Raw genomic sequence first — 23,821 nt, 5'->3', positions numbered from 1 at the left:
ATAGTTGAAAAAAGTGAATTTATGTAGTAATATATATATAGAATAAATTAATATTTTATGGAAGGAAATTTCTATGGATACTAAATGTTTAAAAGGAAAACATGCTGCTTTGTATTATTATGGAAGAGAACATCTATATGTTAATATTGCATATAAGATAAAAGAAGCACAAAAGAGCAATGGCAAAGTATTATTATGTATGGACCATAGTGATTATAATGAACTATTAAGCATTTTAAAAAAGGAATTTTCATACCCTATTAACAATGTAGAGTTTTTAGATATAAGGTATATGATTGAATTATCAAAATTGAATTATGAACAATTTAAAGTGGGTTTTAAAAATCTAGCTTCAAATTCAAAAAAACAAGGATATCAAACGACTTGTGTTATTGGGTTATGTTCAGCATTTATAAATGTGGCTTCTTTGAATGAATTTTTGGAATTTGAAGAAAAGATAACAGAAGCTTTAGAAAATATACAATTAAATATTATTTGTGCATACGATATAGAAGATTATATAAATGATAGAAATACTATAGGTGAAGAAGCTATAATTCGTTCTAGGGTAGACCATAAATATTTGTATACTAATTTTAGGTATGCAGATATGAAAAAAGAGCTTAATAATATAAGAATATAGGATTTTGTAAAAGATCTATAATAAAAAGAAGATGGAATCCATCTTCTTTTTTAGAGCTTATTTATTTGCGTGGTGAAAGATAGTTAAAAAAAACTTTCTCTACTTTTTCTTTGTTTTCTATGGGTGAGACAACATAGTAAATATCTTTATATTTGCTATTAACATCGTCAGAACTTATAAAAATTTCTTCTAAATCTTTAGATAAAACAATAGAACCTAGAATGTTATATTTTTCTTTAGTATCAATTGATAGGTAGCCAACATATTCTTTTGATGAATTCTGGGTAAATTCTACTTGGTAAGTTAAATCATCAAAGTTTACTTCAGATACTATTATATCAGATGAAAATGGGTTTTTTCTTAATGTACCATTAAAATCTATCTTTACATTTTTAGTAGTATCTTTATTGTTAGAATAAATAACTCCTGTATAAGATTTGTTTATATCGACAGGGGTCATATAAATGTAGGTTCCAAATAAAGCGATTAAAAATATTAAAAGTGTTGAGATGATTATTTTCTTTTTCATATATATCCTCCCGATATTATAAATCTTTATTCAAAAAAATATAAATTTTCATACATATACTTATATTATAAGGGTTATAATAATCTCTTTCAATAAAAATATAGTATAAATATAATTTATTTTTATAACACGAGGGATAAAAAAATGAAGGAATATACATATTAACAATATTAATTACAAGATAATTAATATTGTTAAATAAAAATTAACAAGTTATGCATTGAAAAACAAAGAGAATAGTTATATTATTATACTAAGGTCAAAGAAAGACAAAGTCAGTAGAGGTGATATTTTGGCAAAACTTTCTGATTCAATAGAAGTGTTTATAAAATCTTTAATGAAAGATGATAAAAAAAATATTTTAGATATTCAAAGAAATGAGTTAGCTTGTTATTTTAGTTGTGCACCATCACAAATTAATTACGTGCTTTCAACAAGATTTTCAAGTGAAAAAGGCTATTTTGTTGAAAGTAGAAGAGGTGGAGGGGGCTATATACGCATAAGAAGAGTAGAGTACGACGATAATCAGCCTTTGTTTTCTTTGATAAATGAAAAAGTTGGTGATAATATAACCTATGATTCTGCACTTAAAATTATAGAAAGTTTATTAGATAATAGACACATAAATATAAGGGAAAGCAATATTATGCTCTCTGCAGTAAATGATAGGTCATTAGTTGTAGCTACAGGGAATAAGAATGAATTAAGAGCATCTATAGTGAAAGCAATGATGATTTCTGTATTTTTCAATAAATAACATATATGTTAAAATAATAAAGAGGTGATTTTATGTTATGCGAAGTTTGCGGCAAAAATGAAGCCACTATTCATGTTACAAAAATTATAAATGGCGATAAACAAGAACTTAATATCTGTAAGGCATGTGCAGAAAAGATGGGTGATTTTAATATTGGATCAGATATTGATATGATATCGCCATTCTCTTTTCAAAATATTTTAAGTGGGTTAATGGATTATGTAAATCACTCTGCTCAGAATAAAACGGAAATTGATTTAAAATGTGAGAATTGTGGTACCACATACAGGGAATTTAAGGAAAAAGGATTATTTGGTTGTAGTGAGTGTTATTCAAGTTTCAATACTACTATAATGAATGTTATTAAAGGAGTACAAGGTAATACTACTCATATTGGTAAGTTACCTAAATCTTCTGGAGAAGCTATAATAAAAAGAAAAAAAATGCGTGGATTGAAAGAAGAATTACAAAAGGCTATATATTTGGAAGAGTATGAAAGAGCAGCAGAGATAAGAGATGAAATAAGAGATATAGAAAATGTGGATAAAAGAGATAAAGAAAATGATGAATAGAAAAGGAGACGGCGTTTTGAAGAATTGGATATATGCTGAAAATTCAAATGAGAATGTGGTCCTCAGTAGTAGAATTAGACTTGCTAGAAATCTAGTAAAGATACCTTTTCCAGGAAAATTAGAAGAACACAATTCTAAAGAAGTTATTAATAAAATAGAAGAGGCATTCTATATAAATGATAGTTTTAAAGATATTTATAAAACTAATTATCTTTGGGAAAATAACGATAATATTAATAAATCTTATTATGAAAAACATTTAATTAGTAGCAATTTGGTAAAGAATAAAAGTAAGGCGGCATTTATCATAGATAATGATGAAGTTGTAAGCATTATGATTAATGAAGAAGACCATTTAAGGTTACAATGCATAACAGGGGGATTTAATTTAAAGGACACATATGAATATCTTGATAAGATTGATGATTTGCTTGAAGAAAAGTTAGAATTTGCTTTTGATGAACAATTGGGTTATTTGACTACTTGTCCAACAAATTTGGGGACGGGATTAAGAGCATCGGCAATGTTGCATTTACCTGCGCTTACAATGACTAAAGAGATTAATGGAGTGTTTAATACTTTAACACAAGTTGGAATGACAATTAGAGGATTGTATGGTGAAGGATCAAAGGCACTAGGTATGCTTTATCAAATTTCTAATCAAATAACTTTAGGACTTAGCGAAAGTGAAATTATAGCAAAATTAACTGCAGTAATAAATGGGGTAATAAATCAAGAAATGGTATCAAGAGAAAGGTTATACAAAAAGAGGAGATATGAGTTAGAAGATAGGGTGTTTAGGTCTTTAGGGGTATTAAAATCAGCTATTCTTTTAAGTGATGAAGAAGCATTGGATTTATTGTCAAACTTAAGAATAGGCTTGCAACTAGGGATAATAGATGGGGTTGATGTTACTAAATTAAATGAACTGTTAATAGATGTTCAGCCCTCAGTAATAAGAGTAAACCAACAAGAAAATGAAAATTTATCAGAAAAAGAATTAAAATTAGCAAGAGCTAAAATTGTAAAAGAAAAATTATTAGCATAGTTATCAAAAGAGTAATTAGCAATAAAGGAAGATTTTACGGAGCAAAATCAATGAATATATTAAATTAAAGATTCTCGGCATCAGACGAGAATCATCGATAATTGTGCATTGTGCATTGTGCATTGTGCATTGTGCATTGGTAATTAATTTACAGGAGGTGTGAATAATGATGTTTGGAAGATTTACTGAAAGAGCACAAAAAGTTTTATATTATGCACAAGAAGAAGCGCAGTTTTTTAAACATGGGTATGTTGGGACAGAGCATATTTTGCTTGGGATATTAAAAGAAAAAGGTATAAGCGATAATATATTAACTGCTATGGGTATAAATGAAGCTAACGTTAAAAAATTAATAGAAGAATTTGAAGGTAAGGGAGATGCTAGTTTATCTAGAAATGAAATTCCTTTAACTCCAAGAACTAAAAGATTATTAGAATTAAGTTGGACTGAAGCTAGGAATTTAAGCCATAATCATATTGCACCTGAGCATATTTTATTAGCGCTTATTGGAGAAGCAGAAGGAGTAGCATATACAATTTTAAGTAATTTAGGAGCAGATTTTGAGAAAATAAAGAAAGAATTATTAGGTAGTTTTACGGGGGAAATATCTCAAGAATCTCAGCAAAAGTCAAAAAACTATAGCATGGATACTCCATCATTGAATAAATTCGGAAGAGATCTAACTCAAATGGCTTTTGAAGAAAAATTAGACCCTGTTATAGGTAGGGACAAAGAAACTGAAAGAGTTTTAGAAATTTTATGCAGAAGAATAAAAAATAATCCTTGTTTAATTGGAGATCCTGGAGTAGGTAAGACAGCTATAGCAGAAGGGCTAGCTCAAAAGATAATTAGTGGCTCTGTTCCTGAAATACTTAAGGACAAGAGAGTAGTTACTTTGGATCTTTCGTCAATGGTAGCGGGTTCTAAATATAGAGGTGAATTTGAAGAAAGATTAAAAAAAGTTATGGAAGAGATTAGAGAAGTTGGTAATGTGATCTTATTTATAGATGAGATTCATACTATTATCGGAGCTGGTGGAGCAGAAGGGGCTATAGATGCATCTAATATTTTAAAACCTGCATTAGCAAGAGGAGAAATTCAAGCTATAGGAGCAACAACTATAGATGAATATAGAAAACATATTGAAAAAGATACTGCATTAGAAAGAAGATTTCAGCCAGTTGTTGTAGGTGAGCCTACAAAAGAAGAATCAGTTCAAATATTAATGGGATTAAGAGATAAGTATGAGGCACATCATAGTGTTAAAATAACTGATGAAGCTGTTAAAGCGGCAGTAGAGTTATCAGATAGATATATAACAGATAGATATTTACCAGATAAGGCAATTGATTTGATAGATGAAGCTGGGGCTAGAGTTAGAATACAAACTTTAACTGCACCACCTGATATGAAAAATCTTGAAGAGGAATTGCAGAAAATAGAAAATGAAAAAGAAAATGCAATTTCAGTTCAGGATTTTGAAAAGGCAGCTAATTTGAGAGATAAAGGTAAAGAATTGAGAACAAAATTGGAGGATTATAAAAAGAATTGGAAACAGCAAAGTCAAACAGAAACTAAAATAGTTTCAGAAGAGCAAATTGCTGAAGTTGTTGCTAAATGGACTAATGTGCCAGTAGAAAAACTTACCCAATCAGAGACAGAAAGATTGCTTAATCTAGAAAAAATTCTTCATAAAAGAGTAGTTGGGCAAGAGGAAGCTGTTAAGTCTATTGCAAGAGCGGTAAGAAGAGCCAGAGTTGGCCTAAAAGACCCTAAGAGGCCTATAGGTTCATTTATATTCTTAGGGCCTACAGGAGTAGGTAAGACAGAACTATCAAAGTCTCTAGCAGAAGCTATGTTCGGCGACGAGAATAATATGATTAGAATCGATATGTCAGAGTATATGGAAAAACATGCTGTTTCAAGATTGGTAGGGTCTCCTCCAGGATATGTAGGTTATGATGAAGGTGGACAATTAACAGAAAAAGTTAGAAGGAAACCATATTCAGTAATTTTGTTTGATGAGATAGAAAAAGCACATCCAGAAGTATTTAATATACTTCTTCAAATTTTAGAAGACGGTCGTTTAACAGATGGAAAAGGCAAAACTATTAATTTTAGAAATACAATAATTATTATGACATCTAATGTAGGTGCTTCAACTATAAAAAAACAAAAAACTCTTGGATTTTCTGTAGGTAATGATGAAAGTGAAACAGAATATGAGAAAATGAAAAATAATATTATGGATGAATTGAGGCGTTCCTTTAGACCTGAGTTTTTAAATAGGATAGATGATATTATTGTATTTCATTCTCTACAAGAGAAAGATTTAAAGGAAATAGTGAAGATTATGCTAGAAGAAGTAAGTAGGAGATTAAAAGAACAAAATATATTTATTTCCTTTGATAAGCAGGCTGAAGAATTTTTAACTAAATCAGGATTTGATCTTGTTTATGGAGCAAGACCTCTTAGACGAACAATTACAAAGTTGGTGGAAGATAGTTTGTCTGAGGAAATACTAAGAGGTAACATTAATAAAGGAGATAAAGTAGTTACATCTGTTAAAGATGACAAATTAGTGTTTTTACCAGCAACTATTACTATAAATAAAAAATAAGGAAAAAAGTAGACTACTGACTTAGGTTGGTAGTCTTTTGTAAAATATAAAGTACTTCTTTTTAAAACAAGAGTGAAGTTTGCAGAGCGTTTTTTAAAAATAAGAGTGCAGAGTTCACAGTGCAGAGTGCAGTTAAAAAATTAAAACATAAAAAGATTAAAAGATTAAAAGATTAAAACAAAGTGCAGTTAAAACATTAAAAGGGGGTACAATTGAAGAAAGTTTTGCTATGCAAAATTTCTCAATTGATTTAACAATTAAAGATTTTCTGACCAAAGGGAAGAAAATCATCCACAATTGTGCATTGTGCATTGTGCATTGTGCATTATGCATTATAATTTATATTGCATTATGATTTGTGTTGTAATATTATCATATGTAGATAATTGAAAGAAGGGGGGGTATCTTATTGGCTAAAAGTAAAGTGGTTTTTACTTGTCAACAGTGTGGGTATCAGAGCGTTAAATGGTTTGGTAAGTGTCCATCTTGTCTTGAATGGAATACTGCAGTAGAAGAAGTTGCAAGACCTAAAACAGAAAAAATTAGAGGTCTAGTTAGTGAAAATAAGCCTAAAAGTATTACAGAAATAAGATCAGGTGAATACGAAAGGTATAGTACGGGAATAAAAGAATTAGATAGAGTACTTGGAGGCGGAATTGTAAAAGGGTCTCTTACTTTAATTTCAGGTGCCCCAGGTATTGGCAAATCAACGCTTTTGCTTCAAACTGCACATTATATTTCTGAAAAAATGGGTAAGGTTCTTTATGTGTCAGGAGAAGAGTCAGGAGAACAAATAAAGATTAGAGGAGATAGATTAGGAGCAGTATCACCTGATTTATTTATATATTCTGAAACTAATTTAGAAAAAATTGAAAGTATTATAAGAGAAATAGAACCTGTATTTGTTATAATTGATTCTATTCAAACGTTATACAAAGAAGCATCGGGGTCAGCACCTGGAAGTGTTTCGCAAGTTAGAGATTGTGCAAATGATATAATGAGAATTGGAAAAGGAAGTAATATTCCGTTTTTTATAGTTGCACATGTAACTAAACAAGGCTCATTAGCAGGGCCAAGAGTTTTAGAGCATATGGTAGATACTGTTCTTTCTTTTGAAGGAGAGAGGACTCAAGAATTTAGAATTCTTCGTACAAACAAGAATAGGTTTGGTACAACTAGTGAGATAGGTGTATTTGAAATGAGAAGAGAGGGTCTAGTTGAGGTATCCAATCCATCACAAATATTCATAGAAGAAGGGGAAGAAAAAAGAGAAGGATCGGCTATAGTTGGTATTATTGAAGGAACAAGACCTATATTAGTTGAGATACAAGCGCTAGTTACAAAAACTAATTTGAATATGCCAAGAAGAACGGGGATAGGAATAGATAATTCTAGGTTGAATTTAATATTAGCTGTACTTGAGAAAAAATTAAGAATACCTTTTTACGGATATGATGTATATGTTAACGTGGTTGGAGGATTAAGTATAGATGGTACACATGCTGATTTAGGTGTAGCTGCAGCTTTGATTTCAAGTATTAAGAGTACACCACTTAAAAATTCTAGGCCTATAGTTATTGGTGAAGTTGGATTAACAGGTGAAGTTAGACCTGTTGCCTATTGTGAGAAGATAGTTAATGAAGGACTAAAAATGGGATTCCAGAGCTTTATTGTACCATCTAGAAATAGAGAAAAGATTAAAAATAGCAATGCAAATATAATTTCGGTAGAAACTTTAATAGAAGTTGTCAACAAATGCTTTTAATTTTAATAGTATATAATGTGATACTATAATATTTTTCAATACTAGATAGTATTTTTAAAATTTTCATATTATTTTCATATAAAATTGCTCATTGCGAATTATTAATTAATTAAAACTTTAATTATAATCAATATTAGTAGTATAAAGATATAGATTTTATCAAAAGAATTGTAATGCTCTGTGAGAGGAGGTTTAACATGAGAGATAAAAAGGATGAAAAGTTAATTGAAATATTAAAGAAATTAGCTCCAGGAACTCCACTAAGAGAAGGTCTTGATAATATTTTGAGGGCTAAAACTGGTGGACTTATTGTTGTAGGAGATACAGAAGATATACTTAAAGTAGTAGATGGCGGATTTAAGATAGATTCTGAGTACAGTCCGTCTTATATTTATGAATTAGCTAAGATGGATGGAGCTATTATCATAAGTAGTGATATTAAGAAAATATTATGTGCAAATACGCAAATAATAACTGATTTTACAATTCCAACTTATGAAACAGGTACAAGGCATAGAACAGCACAAAGATGTGCTATACAAACAGGCGCCCTTGTAATAGCAATATCACAAAGAAGAAATATAATTACAATTTATGATAAATCAACTAAATATGTACTTAGAAATAGTAGTGTTATTCTTGCTAGAGCTAATCAGGCTCTTCAAACGTTAGAGAAATATGTTGCTGTACTAGATAGGGCGATAGTAAATTTAAATTTACTTGAATTTCAAGATTTAGTTACTTTGTTTGATATAATTGCAGCGATACAAAGAACAGAAATGGTAATGAGAATTGTTGATGAAATAGAAAGGTATATTTCTGAGCTTGGAAATGAAGGAAGATTAATATCTATGCAGTTAATTGAATTAGTTAAATCCGTAGAAGAAGATGGTATTTTTCTTATAAGAGATTATAATAAGGATAATTTGGATTATAAAAAGATATATTCTCAGATTCAAAACATGTCTTCTGATGAACTAGTAGATAAGGTTGTGATTTCAAAATTAATGGGGCACTCAGGTGAATCTCTAATGGATACTATAGTGTCACCTAGAGGGTATAGAATGCTTAGTAAAATACCAAGAATACCTTCTGCAGTAATTGATAATCTGGTTAATGAGTTTAATAAACTTACAACAGTCATGGAAGCTTCTTATGAAGAACTAGATAGGGTAGATGGTATTGGAGAAGCAAGAGCCAAAGCTATTAAAAATGGTCTTAGAAATTTGAGAGAGCAAATCATTATTGATAAACAGTATTAGTTTGAAATAATTCCAAAATGTATTTGGTATAATAAAATAAAAATAGCACAAAATAAGGTTGTTTTGTGCTATAACAATCTTTAAATTTTATCTAAAAGTAAACTTCCCTAGAATTTTAATCTTGTCATATTCTTTTAATAGTATATCGTATAGGTTTAAATCTAGAGAATTACATAAGGAAGCAATATAGAACATATTTGTTCCTAGTTCTCTTTCTATAATTTCCCTGCAATTATCACATAATTGACCTTCAATTTGAGAATTAAAGCTAGCTTTCAAATCTTCTATACGAGCGTTCTCATCATTAGGAATATTTTGTTTTTCAGCCTTTATTTTTATGCATCCGCAATTTGTTACTGATTTTGCGACTGCTCGATTTATTCTGCTTTGTGATTCTTGCAACTTAGTCATAATATCTAATATACTTTTGTGACGTAAAAGACTTTCATTTACTATGTTTTGATAATCGTCAAAAATTACATCCTTCATTATTACCGGATCAACTCCTTATCCAGAGAAAATTATTAGAATTCCTTAAATAAAATTATAATTAGTTTAGTGCAATTTTGTCAATTAAGTTATTAATTAATAGAATGAATTGTGTTATTAATATAGTATTGCATTATATTAAATATTGATAGGGGGATTTGAAAGTTAAATATTGGTTATAATTATAAGTATAATCATAGTTATTATATTAAATTTCACTTAAAATGGTAAATAATTTATTAATAAAGTGTTTTTTTGTTGAAAAGCTATGGTGGATACTATATATTGTTATTATTAGATATAATAGATATAATTATATTTGAAAGGAGGGGAATTATGTTTAATAAAGTGTTAAAGGGATTATTTACTTTAATAGGACTTATTGTGGGTTATTTTGTTGGAGAAGTATTAATTACTTTGAGTAGGCTTGAGTATTTCAAATCTTCGGGATGGTTAACAATTTTATTTATTGGTTTTATTTCGATTCTATTTGGTCTTATTTTTTATTTATTATCACCACTTATTAATTCTGTAATTATAAAGATTATGAATTATTTTGAAGATAATATACAAAAAAAGTCCGGTGAAGAAATTTTGATGGGTACTTTAGGGGCTATTGCAGGGCTTTTGATTTCACTGTTATTTGTAAATTTACTTTCTAAGTTTGGTGTGATTGGTAACATTATAGGAATTATACTAGCATTGATAATGGCTGCACTAGGAGCAGAAATAGGTTTAAGAAAGAAAGATGAATTAATTCAGATATTACCTAGTGTAAGAAAGAACACAGCTAATTCAAAGGAAAAGAAAGTTGTAAAATGTAAAGGAGTTCCTAAAGTTCTAGATACGTCAGTTATTATTGATGGTAGAGTTTTAGATATCTCTCAGACCGGATTTATAGAAGGTGCTCTAATAATACCTAATTTTGTTTTAGATGAATTAAGACATATTGCAGATTCATCGGATAGTCTTAAGAGAAATAGAGGTAGAAGAGGATTAGATATTTTAAACAAGATGCAAAAGGAATTGAAACTAGAAATAGTTATAACTGACAAGGATTTTCCTGAAATTCAAGAAGTTGATAGTAAACTTTTGAAGCTTGCCAAAACAATGAATGGTATGGTTATAACAAATGACTATAATTTAAATAAAGTAGCAGGAGTTCAAGGAGTTCCAGTATTGAATATTAATGAATTAGCAAATGCTGTTAAGCCTGTAGTTTTACCAGGAGAAGAGATGACTATCCAAATAATAAAGGATGGTAAAGAGCAAGAGCAAGGTATTGCTTATCTTGATGATGGTACAATGATTGTTGTTGAAGGTGGTAGAAGGCATATCAATGAAATAATGGATGTAATTGTAACTTCGGTATTGCAAACTGCTGCAGGTAGAATGATTTTTGCAAAGCAAAAAAAGTAGGGAGATATTTTATGGGAAGAAATTGCGCAATAATAGTGGCAGCAGGTAGAGGTAGTAGAATGAATGCCAGTATTAATAAACAATTTTTGCTTCTTAAAGGTAAGCCAATATTGTGGCATACTATTAGATGTTTTGAAGAAAATAGTGATATTGATGATATAGTTCTGGTTTTAGCAAAAGAGGATTTTGAATATTTTAAAAGTAATGTGGATTTTAATATATTTAAAAAGATTAGTAATATTATTTTTGGAGGAGATACACGCCAAAGTTCTGTTGTTAATGGATTAAATGCAGCCCAAGTAGAAGAAAAAGATGTTGTCTTAATCCATGATGGAGCAAGACCTTTCGTAAGTAAGGATATAATAAGTAATGGAATAGAGTATGCAAAAAAATATAAAGCCGCTGCTTGTGGAGTGAGACCTAAAGATACTATCAAGGTGGTTAATACAGATGGATTTGGTAGTAAAACTTTGGTTAGGGATGAGTTAGTTTGTATTCAAACTCCACAATGTTTTCAGTATAAAACAATTTTAGAATCTCATAGAAAAATTAATAAATCAAAAATTATTGTAACTGATGACACAGCTGTTGTAGAAGCCTGTGGACATAAGGTTTATGTTTACCCAGGAAGCTATAATAATATTAAAATAACTACACCAGAAGATTTGCAGCTAGGAGAAATAATACTTAATAGTAAGAATATATTGACATGAAATATAGATGTAAGTATAATTACTTTATAAAATTATATATTATGCGTTGATAAAGAATAGTAGAGGCGTAACTTAAAGAGAGAAAATCCATAGGCTGAAAGATTTTCTATAGCTTCGAACCTGCTTTTGAGCAGTAGGCAAAACCTACCGGATATTCCGTTATGAAATTAAGAAATAATTTAGGTGGTACCGCGATAAACTCGCCCTAATATAGGGTGGGTTTTTTTATGTATAAGGAAATATATTTTCCTTTTCCTATGCAATAAAAAAATAGTTAATAATATTTAATATAAAAACAATAGTTAAACATTTTTAGGTATAATCTATAATAATTTAGGAGGAAACAATATGAAAATGAAAGATATGTTAATTATAACAAAAAGAGAAATTCCAGCTGAGGCTGAAATTGCAAGTCACCAATTAATGTTGAGGGCGGGGATCATTAGAAAACTTGCATCAGGAGTGTATAATACATTACCTTTTGGGTTAAGAAGTTTAAAGAAGGTTGAAAATATAATTAGAGAAGAAATGGATGCTACTGGAGCACAAGAATTCTTAGCATCAGCTATGGTACCAGCAGAATTATGGGAAGAATCAGGAAGATGGTATGCTTATGGTCCAGAATTATTTAGATTTCATGATAGGAGCAGTAGAGAATTTTGTTTAGGGCCTACACATGAAGAAGTTTTTACAGAAATAGCTAGAGGTGAAATAAAATCTTATAAACAAATGCCAATTAATCTGTATCAAATTCAAACTAAATATAGAGATGAAAGAAGACCAAGATTTGGAGTAATGAGATCAAGAGAATTCATAATGAAAGATGCATATAGTTTTGATAGAGATTATGAGGGATTGAATGCTTCATATGATAAAATGTATGATGCTTATGTAAAAGTTTTTGAAAGATGTGGACTTAAAACTTCAGCAGTTGAAGCTGATTCAGGAGCTATAGGTGGAAGTGCATCAGCTGAATTTATGGTTAAATCAGAAATCGGTGAGGATGAGGTTGTATTCTGTAATGAATGTGGATATGCTGCTAATATGGAGAAAGCGCCTTCTACAGCTGAAATGGCTGAAAAAGAAGAATATAAAGACTATGAGGAAATTGAAACACCAAATGTAAAAACAATTGATGACCTAGTTGACTTCTTTAATACAACATCTAAGAAATTTGTGAAGACGTTGATATTTAGAGCAGATGAAAAAATAGTTGCTGTTCTAGTAAGAGGAGATAGAGATGTTAATGAAACAAAGGTTAAAAATGCAATAGGTGGAGTCGTTGATTTTGAAATGGCTAATGAAGAAGAAGTATTTGAAGCCACTAGTGCTGGAATTGGATTTGCAGGCCCAATAGGATTAAAAGTAGATGAAACTTTTATTGATATTGAAGTTACTGAGATGTACAATTTTATTGTAGGGGCAAACCATACTGGATACCATTATGTTAATGTTAACTATAAAAAAGATTTTGATGGAACAATTGGAGACTATAGAAATGTAACTAAAGATGATACTTGTCCAAAATGTGGTAGTAGTATTACCATAGCAAGAGGAATAGAGGTAGGTCACATATTTAAGCTTGGAACTAAGTATTCTGAAGCTATGGGAGCTAACTTTACAGATGAAGATGGAAAATTAAAGCCATTTGTAATGGGTTGTTATGGAATAGGTGTTAACAGAACGATGGCTACTGTTATTGAGCAAAACAACGATGAAGATGGTATAATATGGCCATTAGCTGTTGCTCCTTATCATGTTGTAGTTGTTCCTGTTAAAGTAAAGGATGAAAAGCAGATGGAAGTTGCTTTGAAAATATATAATGAACTTAAAGAAGCCGGAGTAGAAGTTTTATTAGATGATAGAAATGAGAGACCGGGGGTTAAATTTAAGGATGCTGATTTAATTGGATTACCAATAAGAATTACTGTCGGCAGAGGTGTAACTGAGGGTAAGGTTGAATATAAATTAAGAAAAGAAGCTGAAAAAACAGAAATTGCAATTGAAGATGCTTTAGGTAAAGTAAGAGAAGAATTTGCTGATAACAATATGAAATTGTAATTGGATAAAGAATTAATATATAAATAAGGAATATAATGAAGAGGTGTGAAAATGAATATAGGATTAGAAGAAATTGAGAAAGCAAAAGAAGTATTGAAGCATATAGCCAGAAAAACACCTCTTATTTATTCTGGTACATTTTCAAAAATCACAGGTAATGAAGTATATTTTAAATGTGAAAATAAACAAAAAACAGGTTCTTTTAAATTACGAGGTGCGTATAATAAAATTTATAATTTGAGTGATGATGAAAGAAATAAAGGTGTTATTGCATCTTCGGCTGGGAATCATGCTCAAGGAGTAGCATATGCAGCAAGCAGTTTTAATATTAAATCCACTATTGTCATGCCTGTTACAGCACCACTAGCAAAAGTTCAGGCTACTATTGGATATGGAGCTACTGTTGTAAAATATGGGGAAGTTTACGATGAGTGTTTTGAAAAGGCTATGGAAATCAAAAAGGAAACGGATGCAACTTTTGTCCATCCCTTTGATGATGAAGATGTAATTGCGGGCCAGGGGACCATTGGACTAGAAATATTAAGAGATCTACCTACGGCTGATGTATTGTTGATACCTATAGGTGGTGGAGGACTTATATCAGGAGTGGCAGCTGCTGCAAAGGCAATAAATAGTAATATAAAGATAGTTGGGGTAGAACCTGAAGTGATTCCCTCTGGCAAAATGTCTTTTGAAAAAGGTGAAATAATAACTCTTCCGGGGGTTAAATCTCTAGCGGATGGGATTTCTGTAAGGAAAATCGGAAATTTAAACTTTCAATATATAAAAAAATATGTGGATAAAATAGTAACTGTTTCAGAAGATGACATTGCACATGCTATTTATCTCCTTTTAGAAAGAGGTAAACTGATGGCGGAAGGAGCAGGAGCTGTTTCTTTAGCTGCACTACTTTCTGGTAAAGTGGATTATAGAGGTAAAAAAGTAGTGTCTTTGATAAGTGGAGGTAATATAGATATAGCCATGGTTTCTAAAATAATTGACAGACAATTAATTCTAACTAAAAGACGAATTAGTTTCAATGTTGATATTAAGGATAAAATGGGACAGCTAGGGTACTTTATAACTACATTAGGGTCTTTAGGTGCTAACATTATTAAGGTTAGACAGGAAAAAACATGGGAAGAAAAAGGATTAGAATATGCAACTGTAACATTTGAGATAGAAACAGAATCCAGAGAACAGTCATACAGTATATTGAACGAACTAAAAAATAGAGGGTATGAGATAGATATTTTAAGATAAGGGAGGTCTTAAAGTGAAAATATTTAATTCATTGACAAGACAAAAAGAAGAGTTTATACCTTTGAACAAGGACGAAGTGAACATGTATGTTTGTGGTCCTACAGTTTATAATTTTTTCCATATAGGTAATGCAAGGACTTTTGTGGTTTTTGATACTGTTAGAAGATACTTAGAATATAGAGGGTATAAAGTAAATTATGTTCAAAACTTTACAGATATTGATGATAAGATGATAAAGAAAGCAAATACAGAAGGAATTACAGTAAAACAGCTTGGTAAAAGATATATAGATGAGTACTATAAAGATGCAGATGCGCTGAAAATAAAGAGAGCAACTTTTAACCCTAAAGCTACAGACTATATAGGGGATATAATTAAGTTTGTAAAAGAATTAGAAGATAAGGGCTATGCTTATGAGGTTGATGGCGATGTCTATTTTAGCACTAGTAAATTTCCGCAATATGGTAAGTTGGCAGGTCAAAGTCTAGAAGACCTACAAGCTGGAGCAAGAATTAAAGTAGATGAGAGAAAAAAGAACCCAACAGATTTTGCAATATGGAAAAGTCAAAAACCAGAGGAACCTGCTTGGAATAGTCCATGGGGTATGGGAAGACCTGGATGGCATATTGAATGTTCATGTATGGCAGGAAAAATATTAGGAGATACAATTGATATTCATGCAGGGGGAGTAGATTTGAAATTCCCACACCATGAAAATGAGATTGCACAGAGTGAAGCTAAAAGTGGTAAGACTTTTGCTAACTACTGGATGCATTCTGCTTTTTTGAATATAGACAATAAAAAAATGTCAAAATCTCTTAATAATTTTTTTACTGCAAGAGAAATACTAGAACAATATGATGCTGAGGTAATAAGATTATTTATGCTTTCAGCTCATTATAGAACACCTTTGAATTTTAGTCGTGACTTATTAGAGAGTGCTAAAGCTTCTCTTGAAAGGCTTTATAATGCAATTTCTAATCTTGAAAATCTTCTTGAAGAATCGCAAATTGATAAAATAGTGCAAGAGGAAGAGGTATATTTTAATTCCCTTTTAAAATATAAAGAAAATTTCATAGCTAAGATGGATGATGATTTTAATACTGCAGATGCTATTTCGATTATGTTTGATTTAATAAAAGATGTAAATACTAATGTAAGTGGAATAAATTCAAAAGAATTAGTCAATAAGATTCTTTCTTTAATAAAAGATTTAGGGTCTCCACTTACACTGTTACAAGAGACAACAAAAGGTGAGATAAACGATGAAATAGAGAAGTTAATTGAACAAAGGCAAAAAGCTAGATTAGAGAAGAATTGGGCAAAAGCAGATGAAATTAGAGATATACTTAAAGAAAAAAATATTGTATTAGAGGATACCCCACAAGGTGTCAGATGGAAAGTAGTGAAATAAAAAGAGCGTGAATATGCTCTTTTTTTACGTAGTGAAGAATTATTTTTGGACTAAATTAATTTACTTAGGAAAAGTTTTAATATTAACAGTATTCTAAAACATAGACAATAAATTAAATAGAATAGAATTATATTATTTATTGCCTAACTATTGCAAAATAAAGTATAATGAAAGTTAGTATATAGATTAGTAATTATGAATTTGATTTGTTCCTTAGGAAAATATTTACCGATTTACTAATTAATGTAGGGATAAAGCAATGAATGAATTGGGAATTCTATATTTTGGCATGTGAATAAAATAAATAGTTGGAGAAAAAAATGGAATTTAATAAATTTAAAGAAAAATTTAATGAAAAAGATGCAAAATTTCTTAATCCGTTGGTTTTAGCCTATGTAGGAGATACGGTTTTTGATTTGTTTATAAGAACTTATTTAGTGGATGAAAAAAGAGAGTTTTCTGTTAATAAATTACATAAAATAGCTACTTCTTTTGTGAAAGCAAGTGCACAATCAGAAGTAATGATGAAAATAATGGAGGAATTATCGGAAGAAGAGCTGTCTATCTTTAAAAGAGCAAGAAATTGCAAGTCGGGTTCAATACCTAAAAATGCAACAGTTAGGGATTACAAATCAGCTACTGGATTTGAAGCCCTTATTGGGTATCTATATTTAACAGAACAGCAAGAGCGATTGAATTACATAATGAGTTTAGTTATTAAAGATAAAGAGATATAAAAATAAATTAAGATTAAAAGAATTATTGACATGAAAAAAAATATCATTTTTGCTAGATGAAGCTATAATTGCAGCTGGTGGAATAAAGGAACGTACATTTATAAAATGGGTTGATGGCATATTTAGGAGGTTAAGAAATATATGAGAATTTCAAATTTTGAGCATACAGGATTAGATAAAGTTGAGCTTTTGATAGAAAAAAATAAAATCAAATACTTAGATGAAAAAACAATTAAAGAGATTTTAAAAACTACAAATATATCTTTTGTTGCAGAAGGAATAGATAGAATACAAAGTACATTATTATGTGAACTAAAAGATTCCTATGTACAGCAAAGTCAAAGATATGTAACAATGAAAGAGGATTCGTACAAATTACCTGTATTGGATGATGAGGATAATAAAAAAGCAAAAGAATTAACGGAGAAATTATTTAAATTATACGAAACAATGTCTCAGATGAAAGATGGAAATTTTAAAGGCAGACCCAAAATAAATAATTATAAGTATGAGATACCAATTGAGGACGCACGGTATATTTTACCTTTAGCTACTAAAACTAATGTTTGTGTAGCTATGACTGGCGACAAACTTTATGAGTTATTTTTGCTTATTAATGACAAGCGATATTTAAGTATTTTTACTGAATTAAGAGAAGAAATATCTAAAATTTTACCAAATAAATTGGCTCATTTGCTTCCGAATTCTTATGATGGAGGTAAAGATAAAGACATTATTCAGAGTTTATACACAAAAGATATGGATAAGATCAATCATGAAAAAAATATGGTTTTATTAAATTGTTTTGAAAATATAGATTTAAAAGTAGGACTAGGTGCTTTAACTAGTACACAGGCAAGAACCGTATCAGAAACATTGATTAAATGGGGAGAAGAAGCCATAGATAAAGCAGAAGGGGTTGTTGAAAGAGTTTTAGGGTATGGACATGATAGTATAGCTGAACAAGCTAGAACAACCTTTGGAATGATGTGCAGTATGGTAACTTATCATCAACAAATTAGACATAGGCTTTCTCAAAATCATAGAGAAGATTTGGATAATATTATAATAAAAAAAGACAGACCTATTGTTGTACCAAAGAGTATTGAAAAATCTATTTTTTTCAATGAATATTATAAGTTAACAGATGAATATAAAAAATTTAGAGTATATGTTTTTGAAAAATATGGTCAAGATAAAGCATATCCATTTATTTTGAATTGTGACCAAATTAAATTTATTATTTCAACAAATGCAAGGATAGATACTGAAATGTTAGCAGAAAGAACATGCATGAATGCACAATGGGAGATTAGAGAGTTAGCAACGAAAAAGCTGATGATTTTAAGAAAGAAGTCTAATGTTCTATATGAAAATGCACTTCCGTCCTGTGTATTTGGTAAATGCAAAGAAGGAAAACTTTCGTGTGGTAGTCAATCAGAAATGAGAGAAAAATTCCGATAAAAAATTATATTGTTTAAAATATAATTTTTGAGATTATAAAGTAGTGTTATGTAGGGAATAGTAAAAATCGAAGGAAATTATTGAATTTACAACCAAATTAACAAGTGTGTGATATAATTCTATAATAGATATTAATTATAATAAATAATCGTAAAATTTTAAAAAATTTAAATATAATTTTAAGAAAGAGAGCGTTAAAACAATGGCAAATAGAAATAGAGATAATAAAAATAATAATTTTAGAAATAACAAAACAGGAGAAAGAAATAACGAAAAAAGTTACGATAAAAATAAATCATTTAAGAAAAATTTTGATAAAAATTCTGAAAAGAAATATAAAAATGATGAAAAAATTTCCACTAAAGAGGTAAGAGAAGATCTTATTGAAGGTAGAAATGCTGTTATCGAAGCTTTAAAGTCAGAAAAAACAGTGGAACAGTTATACGTAGCAAAAGGAAGTGTGAGTGGCTCTATTACAAAAATAAGGGCTATTGCTAAGGAAAAAGGAATAGTAGTTAAAGAAGTTGAAAGAAAAAAACTTGATTTTATGTCTCAGACTGAAGCACATCAAGGAGTTATACTTCAAACTACTCCTTATAAATATTTTGAAATAGAAGAAATTATGGAAGAAGCAAGAAAAAAAGAAGAGGACCCATTTGTTATTGTTCTTGATGAAATAGAGGATCCCCATAACTTTGGAGCAATAATAAGAACGGCAGAAATAAGCGGAGCTCATGGCATTATAATTCCTAAGAGAAGAAATGTGGGAGTTACATCAACGGTGTATAAAAGTTCTGTGGGAGCAGTTGAACATATGAAGATAGCAAAAGTCGCTAATATAAATGTAGCAATCGATACTTTGAAAGACAAGGGTTTATGGGTTTTTGGTGCTGATATGGAAGGTACAGAATATTGTTATGAATCAAAATTGACTGGACCAATTGCGTTAGTTATAGGTAGCGAAGGTAAAGGAATATCAAAATTAACTAAAACAAAATGTGATAAATTAGTGAAAATACCGATGGTAGGTGAAATTACATCGTTAAATGCTTCGGTAGCAGCAGGGATAATGATGTATGAAGTTCTTAAGCAAAAACTTGAAAAATAGGGGCTGAAAAAATGAAGTATGTGTTTGTGGATGGGTATAATGTTATAAACTGCTGGCCAGGTTTAAAAAAAACCAAGGATTTTAGTTTTGAAATGGCAAGAGCTGAATTGATAGATAATCTTCAAGATTATTCATCGTATAAAGGTGTAAAAATGTTTATAGTTTTTGATGCGCATCTCGTTCACGGTAGTTTAGAAAAGGTTGACAAAATTGGTAATATACATATTGTATTTACTAAAGAAGGCGAGACTGCCGATAGTTTTATTGAAAAATATATCAGTAAAATTGGTAGAAAAGTTGATGTTAGCGTTGTAACGAATGATTCATTAGAGCAGCAGTTAATTTTTCAAAGAGGTGCTACAAGAGTTCCTAGTTTAGAATTTTATCATGAAGTATTGAAAACTAAGAAAATCATAAAAAAACAAACTAAAAAAAGTGAAACGAAAAGTAAAAATTTTCTTCATGAGAGAATTGACAGTGAAATAGCGAATAAGCTAGAAAAAATAAGAAGAAGTAAATAATTTCTTGACTCCTTAATTGTCAATAATGTATAATTGTTATATAAAAATGGTAAAATTTATACTATGTATAATTTATTTGGAGGAGATATTTTGTCTCAAAAATCAGAAAATCTTAGTAAAAAAGATCATAATCTTACTTCAACAAATCGTAATTATGACAATATGCCTGATGAAGAAATCGCTATTGAAGCAAAAAATGGAGATGCTTATGCTGAGGAGTATTTGATTAATAAATATAAAAATTTTGTTAAAGCTAAATCAAAGTCATATTTCTTGATTGGAGCAGATAGAGAAGATATATATCAAGAAGGTATGATAGGATTATACAAAGCTGTAAGAGACTTTAAAATGGATAAATTGAGTTCTTTTAAAGCTTTTGCAGAGTTATGTATAACAAGACAAATAATTACGGCAATCAAGACAGCTACAAGGCAAAAGCATATACCTTTAAATACATATATTTCGCTAAATAAACCTATATATGACGAGGAATCAGATAGAACATTATTAGATGTTTTAGCTACAGTTAAAATATCTGATCCTGAAGAGTTAATAATAAGCAGAGAAGAAGTTTCCAAAATTGAAAAGGAAATTATGAAATCACTGTCAAGCTTGGAACTGGAGGTTTTAGGGTACTATCTGCAAGGTAAATCGTATCAAGAAATTGCTTGCGATTTAGATAGACAAGCTAAATCTATCGATAATGCGCTTCAAAGAGTTAAAAGAAAATTAGAAAAATGTTTAAATAAAGAATAAAAAATATTGACAAAGAAATTTTAAAATAGTAAAATTTATAATTGGTATATAGCTGAAGGCACATTTTGTGATAGTTGTGAATTTGTAATTGGTTTACTCTATTCAAAAGAGCAGGTTGAAGATCCGTTTCCTGTTTTAATAGAATTGTGCCCATGTAGCTCAGCAGGCAGAGCGTCACCTTGGTAAGGTGGAGGTCGCCGGTTCAAGCCCGGTCGTGGGCTCCAATTTCACGTGCAATTTAAATTGCATACACGTGGGTGAGTTTACGAAAACGGGTCTAAAAATAAACTTTATAGGAAAGTTAGGAGGATATTATTATGGCAAGAGCAAAGTTTGAAAGAACAAAACCACATGTAAACATCGGAACAATAGGTCACGTTGACCATGGTAAGACAACATTAACAGCGGCAATCACATTGGTGCTTGCAAAAGATGGAAAAGCAACAGCACAAAAATACGATCAAATTGACAAAGCACCAGAAGAAAAAGAAAGAGGAATTACAATCAATACAGCACACGTAGAGTACGAAACAGATGCAAGACACTATGCGCATGTTGATTGTCCTGGACACGCTGATTATGTAAAGAACATGATTACAGGAGCAGCACAAATGGATGGAGCTATCTTAGTTGTATCAGCAGCAGATGGTCCAATGCCACAAACAAGAGAACACATACTATTGGCATCAAGAGTAGGTGTTAACCACATAGTAGTATTCTTGAACAAATCAGACCAAGTAGATGATGAAGAATTACTTGAGTTAGTAGAAATGGAAGTAAGGGAATTACTAAGTGAATATGGATTTGATGGAGATGAATGCCCAGTAATAACTGGATCAGCTTTAGAAGTAATAGAAAACTTAGATAATCCAGAAAAAACTAAATGCATAGGACAATTAATGGATGCAGTAGATGAATTCATACCAACACCAGAAAGAGCTACAGACCAACCATTCTTAATGCCAGTAGAGGATGTATTCACAATTACAGGTAGAGGAACAGTTGCAACAGGAAGATTAGAAAGAGGCGTGTTGCACGTAGGAGACGAAGTAGAAATCGTAGGAATTCATGAAGAAACAAGAAAAACTACATGTACTGGAGTAGAAATGTTCAGAAAGATGTTAGATGAAGCAATGGCAGGAGATAACATCGGAGCATTATTAAGAGGAGTACAAAGAGCTGACATAGAAAGAGGCCAAGTAATTTCTAAGCCAGGAACAGTAACACCACACAAGAAATTTGTAGGTCAAGTATATGTACTTAAAAAAGAAGAAGGTGGAAGACACACACCATTTTTTAACGGATACAGACCACAATTTTACTTCAGAACAACAGACGTAACAGGATCAATCAACTTACCAGAAGGCGTAGAAATGGTAATGCCTGGTGACCATATTGATATGACAGTAGAATTAATAATGCCAGTAGCAATGGAAGATAACTTAAGATTTGCCATCAGAGAAGGTGGAAGAACTGTAGGTTCTGGTGTTGTTACTACTATTATAGAATAGATGATATTTATAATGACTTAACTTTTAAATAGGACTAAGTTTGTAACTTAGTCCTATTTAAAAGGCCATTAGGCTATTTTATTGTTGACATAGATGTTAAGTTGTGTTAAATTTTTTGAGTAACGTTTATTTTTGTTGATTAATTTTAGTATGCAGACGCGCTATGTGTGTATGCAATAGCAGGAGGTGGATATAGTGAGAGTAAAAGTTACATTAGCATGTACAGAATGTAAACAAAGAAATTACAATACTATGAAAAATAAAAAAAATAACCCTGAAAGAATAGAAATGAATAAGTATTGCAAATTCTGCCACAAGCACACATTACACAAGGAAACTAAATAATAATAATTTTAAGGATGTGAAAAGATGGCTGCAAGTGAGAACATTGGTAAGAATAAAAAAAGCTCATCATTAAATATATTTGGATTTCTAAGAGACTTAAAAGCAGAGACAAAAAGAATTACATGGCCATCAAAGGAAGAAATAAAGAAATCCACTACAATTGTTTTAGTTTTTTGTGTCGTTAGTGCTATTATTATAGGAATAATGGACTTCATGTTGAGCACTTTATTTAGAGTGATATTTCAATAAAGAAAGGGAGGTAGGGTTGAGCACAATTCACCCCTGATTATATGACTGAAAGAGCAAAATGGTTTGTAGTGCATACCTATTCTGGGTATGAAAATAAAGTAAAAGTTAATATTGAAAAAGTAATAGAAAACAGAGGACTTCATGATTTGATTCCTGATATTCAAGTCCCTATGGAAGAACATATAGAAGTTAAAGATGGCAAGCAAAAAGTTACTATGAAGAAGTTGTTTCCAGGTTATGTTTTTATAAAAATGGTTATGAATGATGATACATGGTATGTTGTTAGAAATACTAGAGGCTGTACAGGATTTGTTGGTCCTGGTTCGAAACCTGTGCCATTAACTGAAGATGAAATTAGAAATATGGGTATAAGCGAAAAACAAGTTGAAATAGATGTTGAAGTTGGCGAGATAATTAAAGTTATCGGTGGCCCTTTGGAAAACTTCGAAGCAGTTATTAAAGAAATTAATGTTGAGAAAAGAAAAATAAAAGCATTTGTTAACATGTTTGGCAGGGAAACCCCTGTTGAACTTGAATATAATCAGATTGAAAAAATCAGATAACCTACTTTGAGA

General features: G+C 30.4%; 23 protein-coding genes and 1 tRNA gene. 22 read left to right on the top strand and 2 right to left on the bottom strand.

What is annotated here, in order from left to right:
• Positions 1-73 precede the first annotated feature (73 nt).
• Positions 74-643, top strand: a complete 570-nt coding sequence (locus tag ACVHXK_RS04840; RefSeq protein WP_461205237.1) for an MEDS domain-containing protein — start codon at positions 74-76, stop codon at positions 641-643.
• A gap of 61 nt (positions 644-704) precedes the next feature.
• Here the strand turns inward: ACVHXK_RS04840 and ACVHXK_RS04835 are convergent, their stop codons facing one another.
• Entirely contained in the window at positions 705-1,172 is a 468-nt protein-coding gene (locus ACVHXK_RS04835; RefSeq protein WP_461205236.1) for a hypothetical protein, read from the bottom strand.
• 292 nt (positions 1,173-1,464) lie between these two features.
• Here ACVHXK_RS04835 and ACVHXK_RS04830 point away from each other — a divergent pair, with 292 nt between their 5' ends.
• From ACVHXK_RS04830 to disA, 6 genes are all read left to right on the top strand, one after another.
• Positions 1,465-1,929 carry a CtsR family transcriptional regulator gene (locus ACVHXK_RS04830; protein ID WP_461205235.1) on the top strand — a complete coding sequence of 155 codons (465 nt, stop codon included), beginning with the start codon at positions 1,465-1,467 and terminating at the stop codon, positions 1,927-1,929.
• Between the two features lie 32 nt (positions 1,930-1,961).
• On the top strand, positions 1,962-2,501 hold the full coding sequence (locus tag ACVHXK_RS04825) for a UvrB/UvrC motif-containing protein (RefSeq protein ID WP_461205234.1): 540 nt from the start codon (positions 1,962-1,964) through the stop codon (positions 2,499-2,501).
• Between the two features lie 16 nt (positions 2,502-2,517).
• Positions 2,518-3,549 (top strand): protein arginine kinase, encoded by a 1,032-nt coding sequence (locus tag ACVHXK_RS04820; protein ID WP_461205253.1) that lies wholly within the window; start codon positions 2,518-2,520, stop codon positions 3,547-3,549.
• Positions 3,550-3,715: 166 nt separating this feature from the next.
• Complete coding sequence (locus tag ACVHXK_RS04815; protein ID WP_461205233.1) at positions 3,716-6,169, top strand: ATP-dependent Clp protease ATP-binding subunit; 2,454 nt, start codon at positions 3,716-3,718, stop codon at positions 6,167-6,169.
• Positions 6,170-6,578: 409 nt separating this feature from the next.
• Positions 6,579-7,934, top strand: a complete 1,356-nt coding sequence (gene radA, locus ACVHXK_RS04810) for a DNA repair protein RadA (RefSeq protein ID WP_461205232.1) — start codon at positions 6,579-6,581, stop codon at positions 7,932-7,934.
• A 197-nt stretch (positions 7,935-8,131) separates the two neighbouring features.
• Positions 8,132-9,196, top strand: coding sequence for a DNA integrity scanning diadenylate cyclase DisA (gene disA, locus ACVHXK_RS04805; RefSeq protein ID WP_461205231.1), 1,065 nt, complete (start codon positions 8,132-8,134; stop codon positions 9,194-9,196).
• An 87-nt stretch (positions 9,197-9,283) separates the two neighbouring features.
• Here the strand turns inward: disA and ACVHXK_RS04800 are convergent, their stop codons facing one another.
• The gene (locus ACVHXK_RS04800) at positions 9,284-9,685 is read right to left on the bottom strand and encodes a nucleoside triphosphate pyrophosphohydrolase family protein (protein WP_461205230.1); all 402 of its coding nucleotides are present in this window, start codon (positions 9,683-9,685) and stop codon (positions 9,284-9,286) included.
• 336 nt (positions 9,686-10,021) lie between these two features.
• Between ACVHXK_RS04800 and ACVHXK_RS04795 the strand changes: the two genes are divergently transcribed.
• From ACVHXK_RS04795 to nusG, 15 genes are all read left to right on the top strand, one after another.
• Positions 10,022-11,104, top strand: coding sequence for a PIN domain-containing protein (locus tag ACVHXK_RS04795; RefSeq protein ID WP_461205229.1), 1,083 nt, complete (start codon positions 10,022-10,024; stop codon positions 11,102-11,104).
• An 11-nt stretch (positions 11,105-11,115) separates the two neighbouring features.
• Complete coding sequence (gene ispD, locus ACVHXK_RS04790) at positions 11,116-11,817, top strand: 2-C-methyl-D-erythritol 4-phosphate cytidylyltransferase (protein WP_461205228.1); 702 nt, start codon at positions 11,116-11,118, stop codon at positions 11,815-11,817.
• A 348-nt stretch (positions 11,818-12,165) separates the two neighbouring features.
• Positions 12,166-13,878, top strand: coding sequence for a proline--tRNA ligase (locus tag ACVHXK_RS04785; RefSeq protein WP_461205227.1), 1,713 nt, complete (start codon positions 12,166-12,168; stop codon positions 13,876-13,878).
• A gap of 51 nt (positions 13,879-13,929) precedes the next feature.
• Positions 13,930-15,141, top strand: a complete 1,212-nt coding sequence (gene ilvA, locus ACVHXK_RS04780; protein WP_461205226.1) for a threonine ammonia-lyase — start codon at positions 13,930-13,932, stop codon at positions 15,139-15,141.
• A gap of 13 nt (positions 15,142-15,154) precedes the next feature.
• A complete protein-coding gene (cysS, locus tag ACVHXK_RS04775) occupies positions 15,155-16,555 on the top strand; it encodes a cysteine--tRNA ligase (protein ID WP_461205225.1) in 1,401 nt (466 codons plus the stop codon).
• 320 nt (positions 16,556-16,875) lie between these two features.
• A complete protein-coding gene (locus ACVHXK_RS04770) occupies positions 16,876-17,292 on the top strand; it encodes a Mini-ribonuclease 3 (protein WP_461205224.1) in 417 nt (138 codons plus the stop codon).
• Between the two features lie 141 nt (positions 17,293-17,433).
• On the top strand, positions 17,434-18,756 hold the full coding sequence (locus tag ACVHXK_RS04765) for an FAD-dependent thymidylate synthase (RefSeq protein ID WP_461205223.1): 1,323 nt from the start codon (positions 17,434-17,436) through the stop codon (positions 18,754-18,756).
• A 202-nt stretch (positions 18,757-18,958) separates the two neighbouring features.
• Positions 18,959-19,864, top strand: a complete 906-nt coding sequence (gene rlmB / locus ACVHXK_RS04760; protein WP_461205222.1) for a 23S rRNA (guanosine(2251)-2'-O)-methyltransferase RlmB — start codon at positions 18,959-18,961, stop codon at positions 19,862-19,864.
• An 11-nt stretch (positions 19,865-19,875) separates the two neighbouring features.
• On the top strand, positions 19,876-20,385 hold the full coding sequence (locus tag ACVHXK_RS04755; RefSeq protein WP_461205221.1) for an NYN domain-containing protein: 510 nt from the start codon (positions 19,876-19,878) through the stop codon (positions 20,383-20,385).
• A gap of 90 nt (positions 20,386-20,475) precedes the next feature.
• Positions 20,476-21,141, top strand: coding sequence for an RNA polymerase sporulation sigma factor SigH (gene sigH / locus ACVHXK_RS04750; protein WP_461205220.1), 666 nt, complete (start codon positions 20,476-20,478; stop codon positions 21,139-21,141).
• A gap of 148 nt (positions 21,142-21,289) precedes the next feature.
• Positions 21,290-21,365: transfer RNA gene (locus ACVHXK_RS04745), tRNA-Thr, on the top strand.
• A 93-nt stretch (positions 21,366-21,458) separates the two neighbouring features.
• Positions 21,459-22,652: an elongation factor Tu gene (gene tuf, locus ACVHXK_RS04740; RefSeq protein WP_461205206.1), complete on the top strand. Its 1,194-nt coding sequence runs from the start codon at positions 21,459-21,461 to the stop codon at positions 22,650-22,652.
• Positions 22,653-22,847: 195 nt separating this feature from the next.
• Positions 22,848-22,997 (top strand): 50S ribosomal protein L33, encoded by a 150-nt coding sequence (gene rpmG, locus ACVHXK_RS04735; RefSeq protein ID WP_461205219.1) that lies wholly within the window; start codon positions 22,848-22,850, stop codon positions 22,995-22,997.
• 24 nt (positions 22,998-23,021) lie between these two features.
• Positions 23,022-23,246, top strand: coding sequence for a preprotein translocase subunit SecE (gene secE, locus ACVHXK_RS04730; RefSeq protein ID WP_461205218.1), 225 nt, complete (start codon positions 23,022-23,024; stop codon positions 23,244-23,246).
• Between the two features lie 41 nt (positions 23,247-23,287).
• A complete protein-coding gene (nusG, locus tag ACVHXK_RS04725) occupies positions 23,288-23,809 on the top strand; it encodes a transcription termination/antitermination protein NusG (protein ID WP_461205217.1) in 522 nt (173 codons plus the stop codon).
• Positions 23,810-23,821 lie beyond the last annotated feature (12 nt).

It is taken from the genome of Clostridium sp. DL1XJH146, assembly GCF_054819755.1.
Note: the sequence above shows the minus strand (reverse complement) of the source record. Positions and strands in the feature narration are given on the sequence as shown.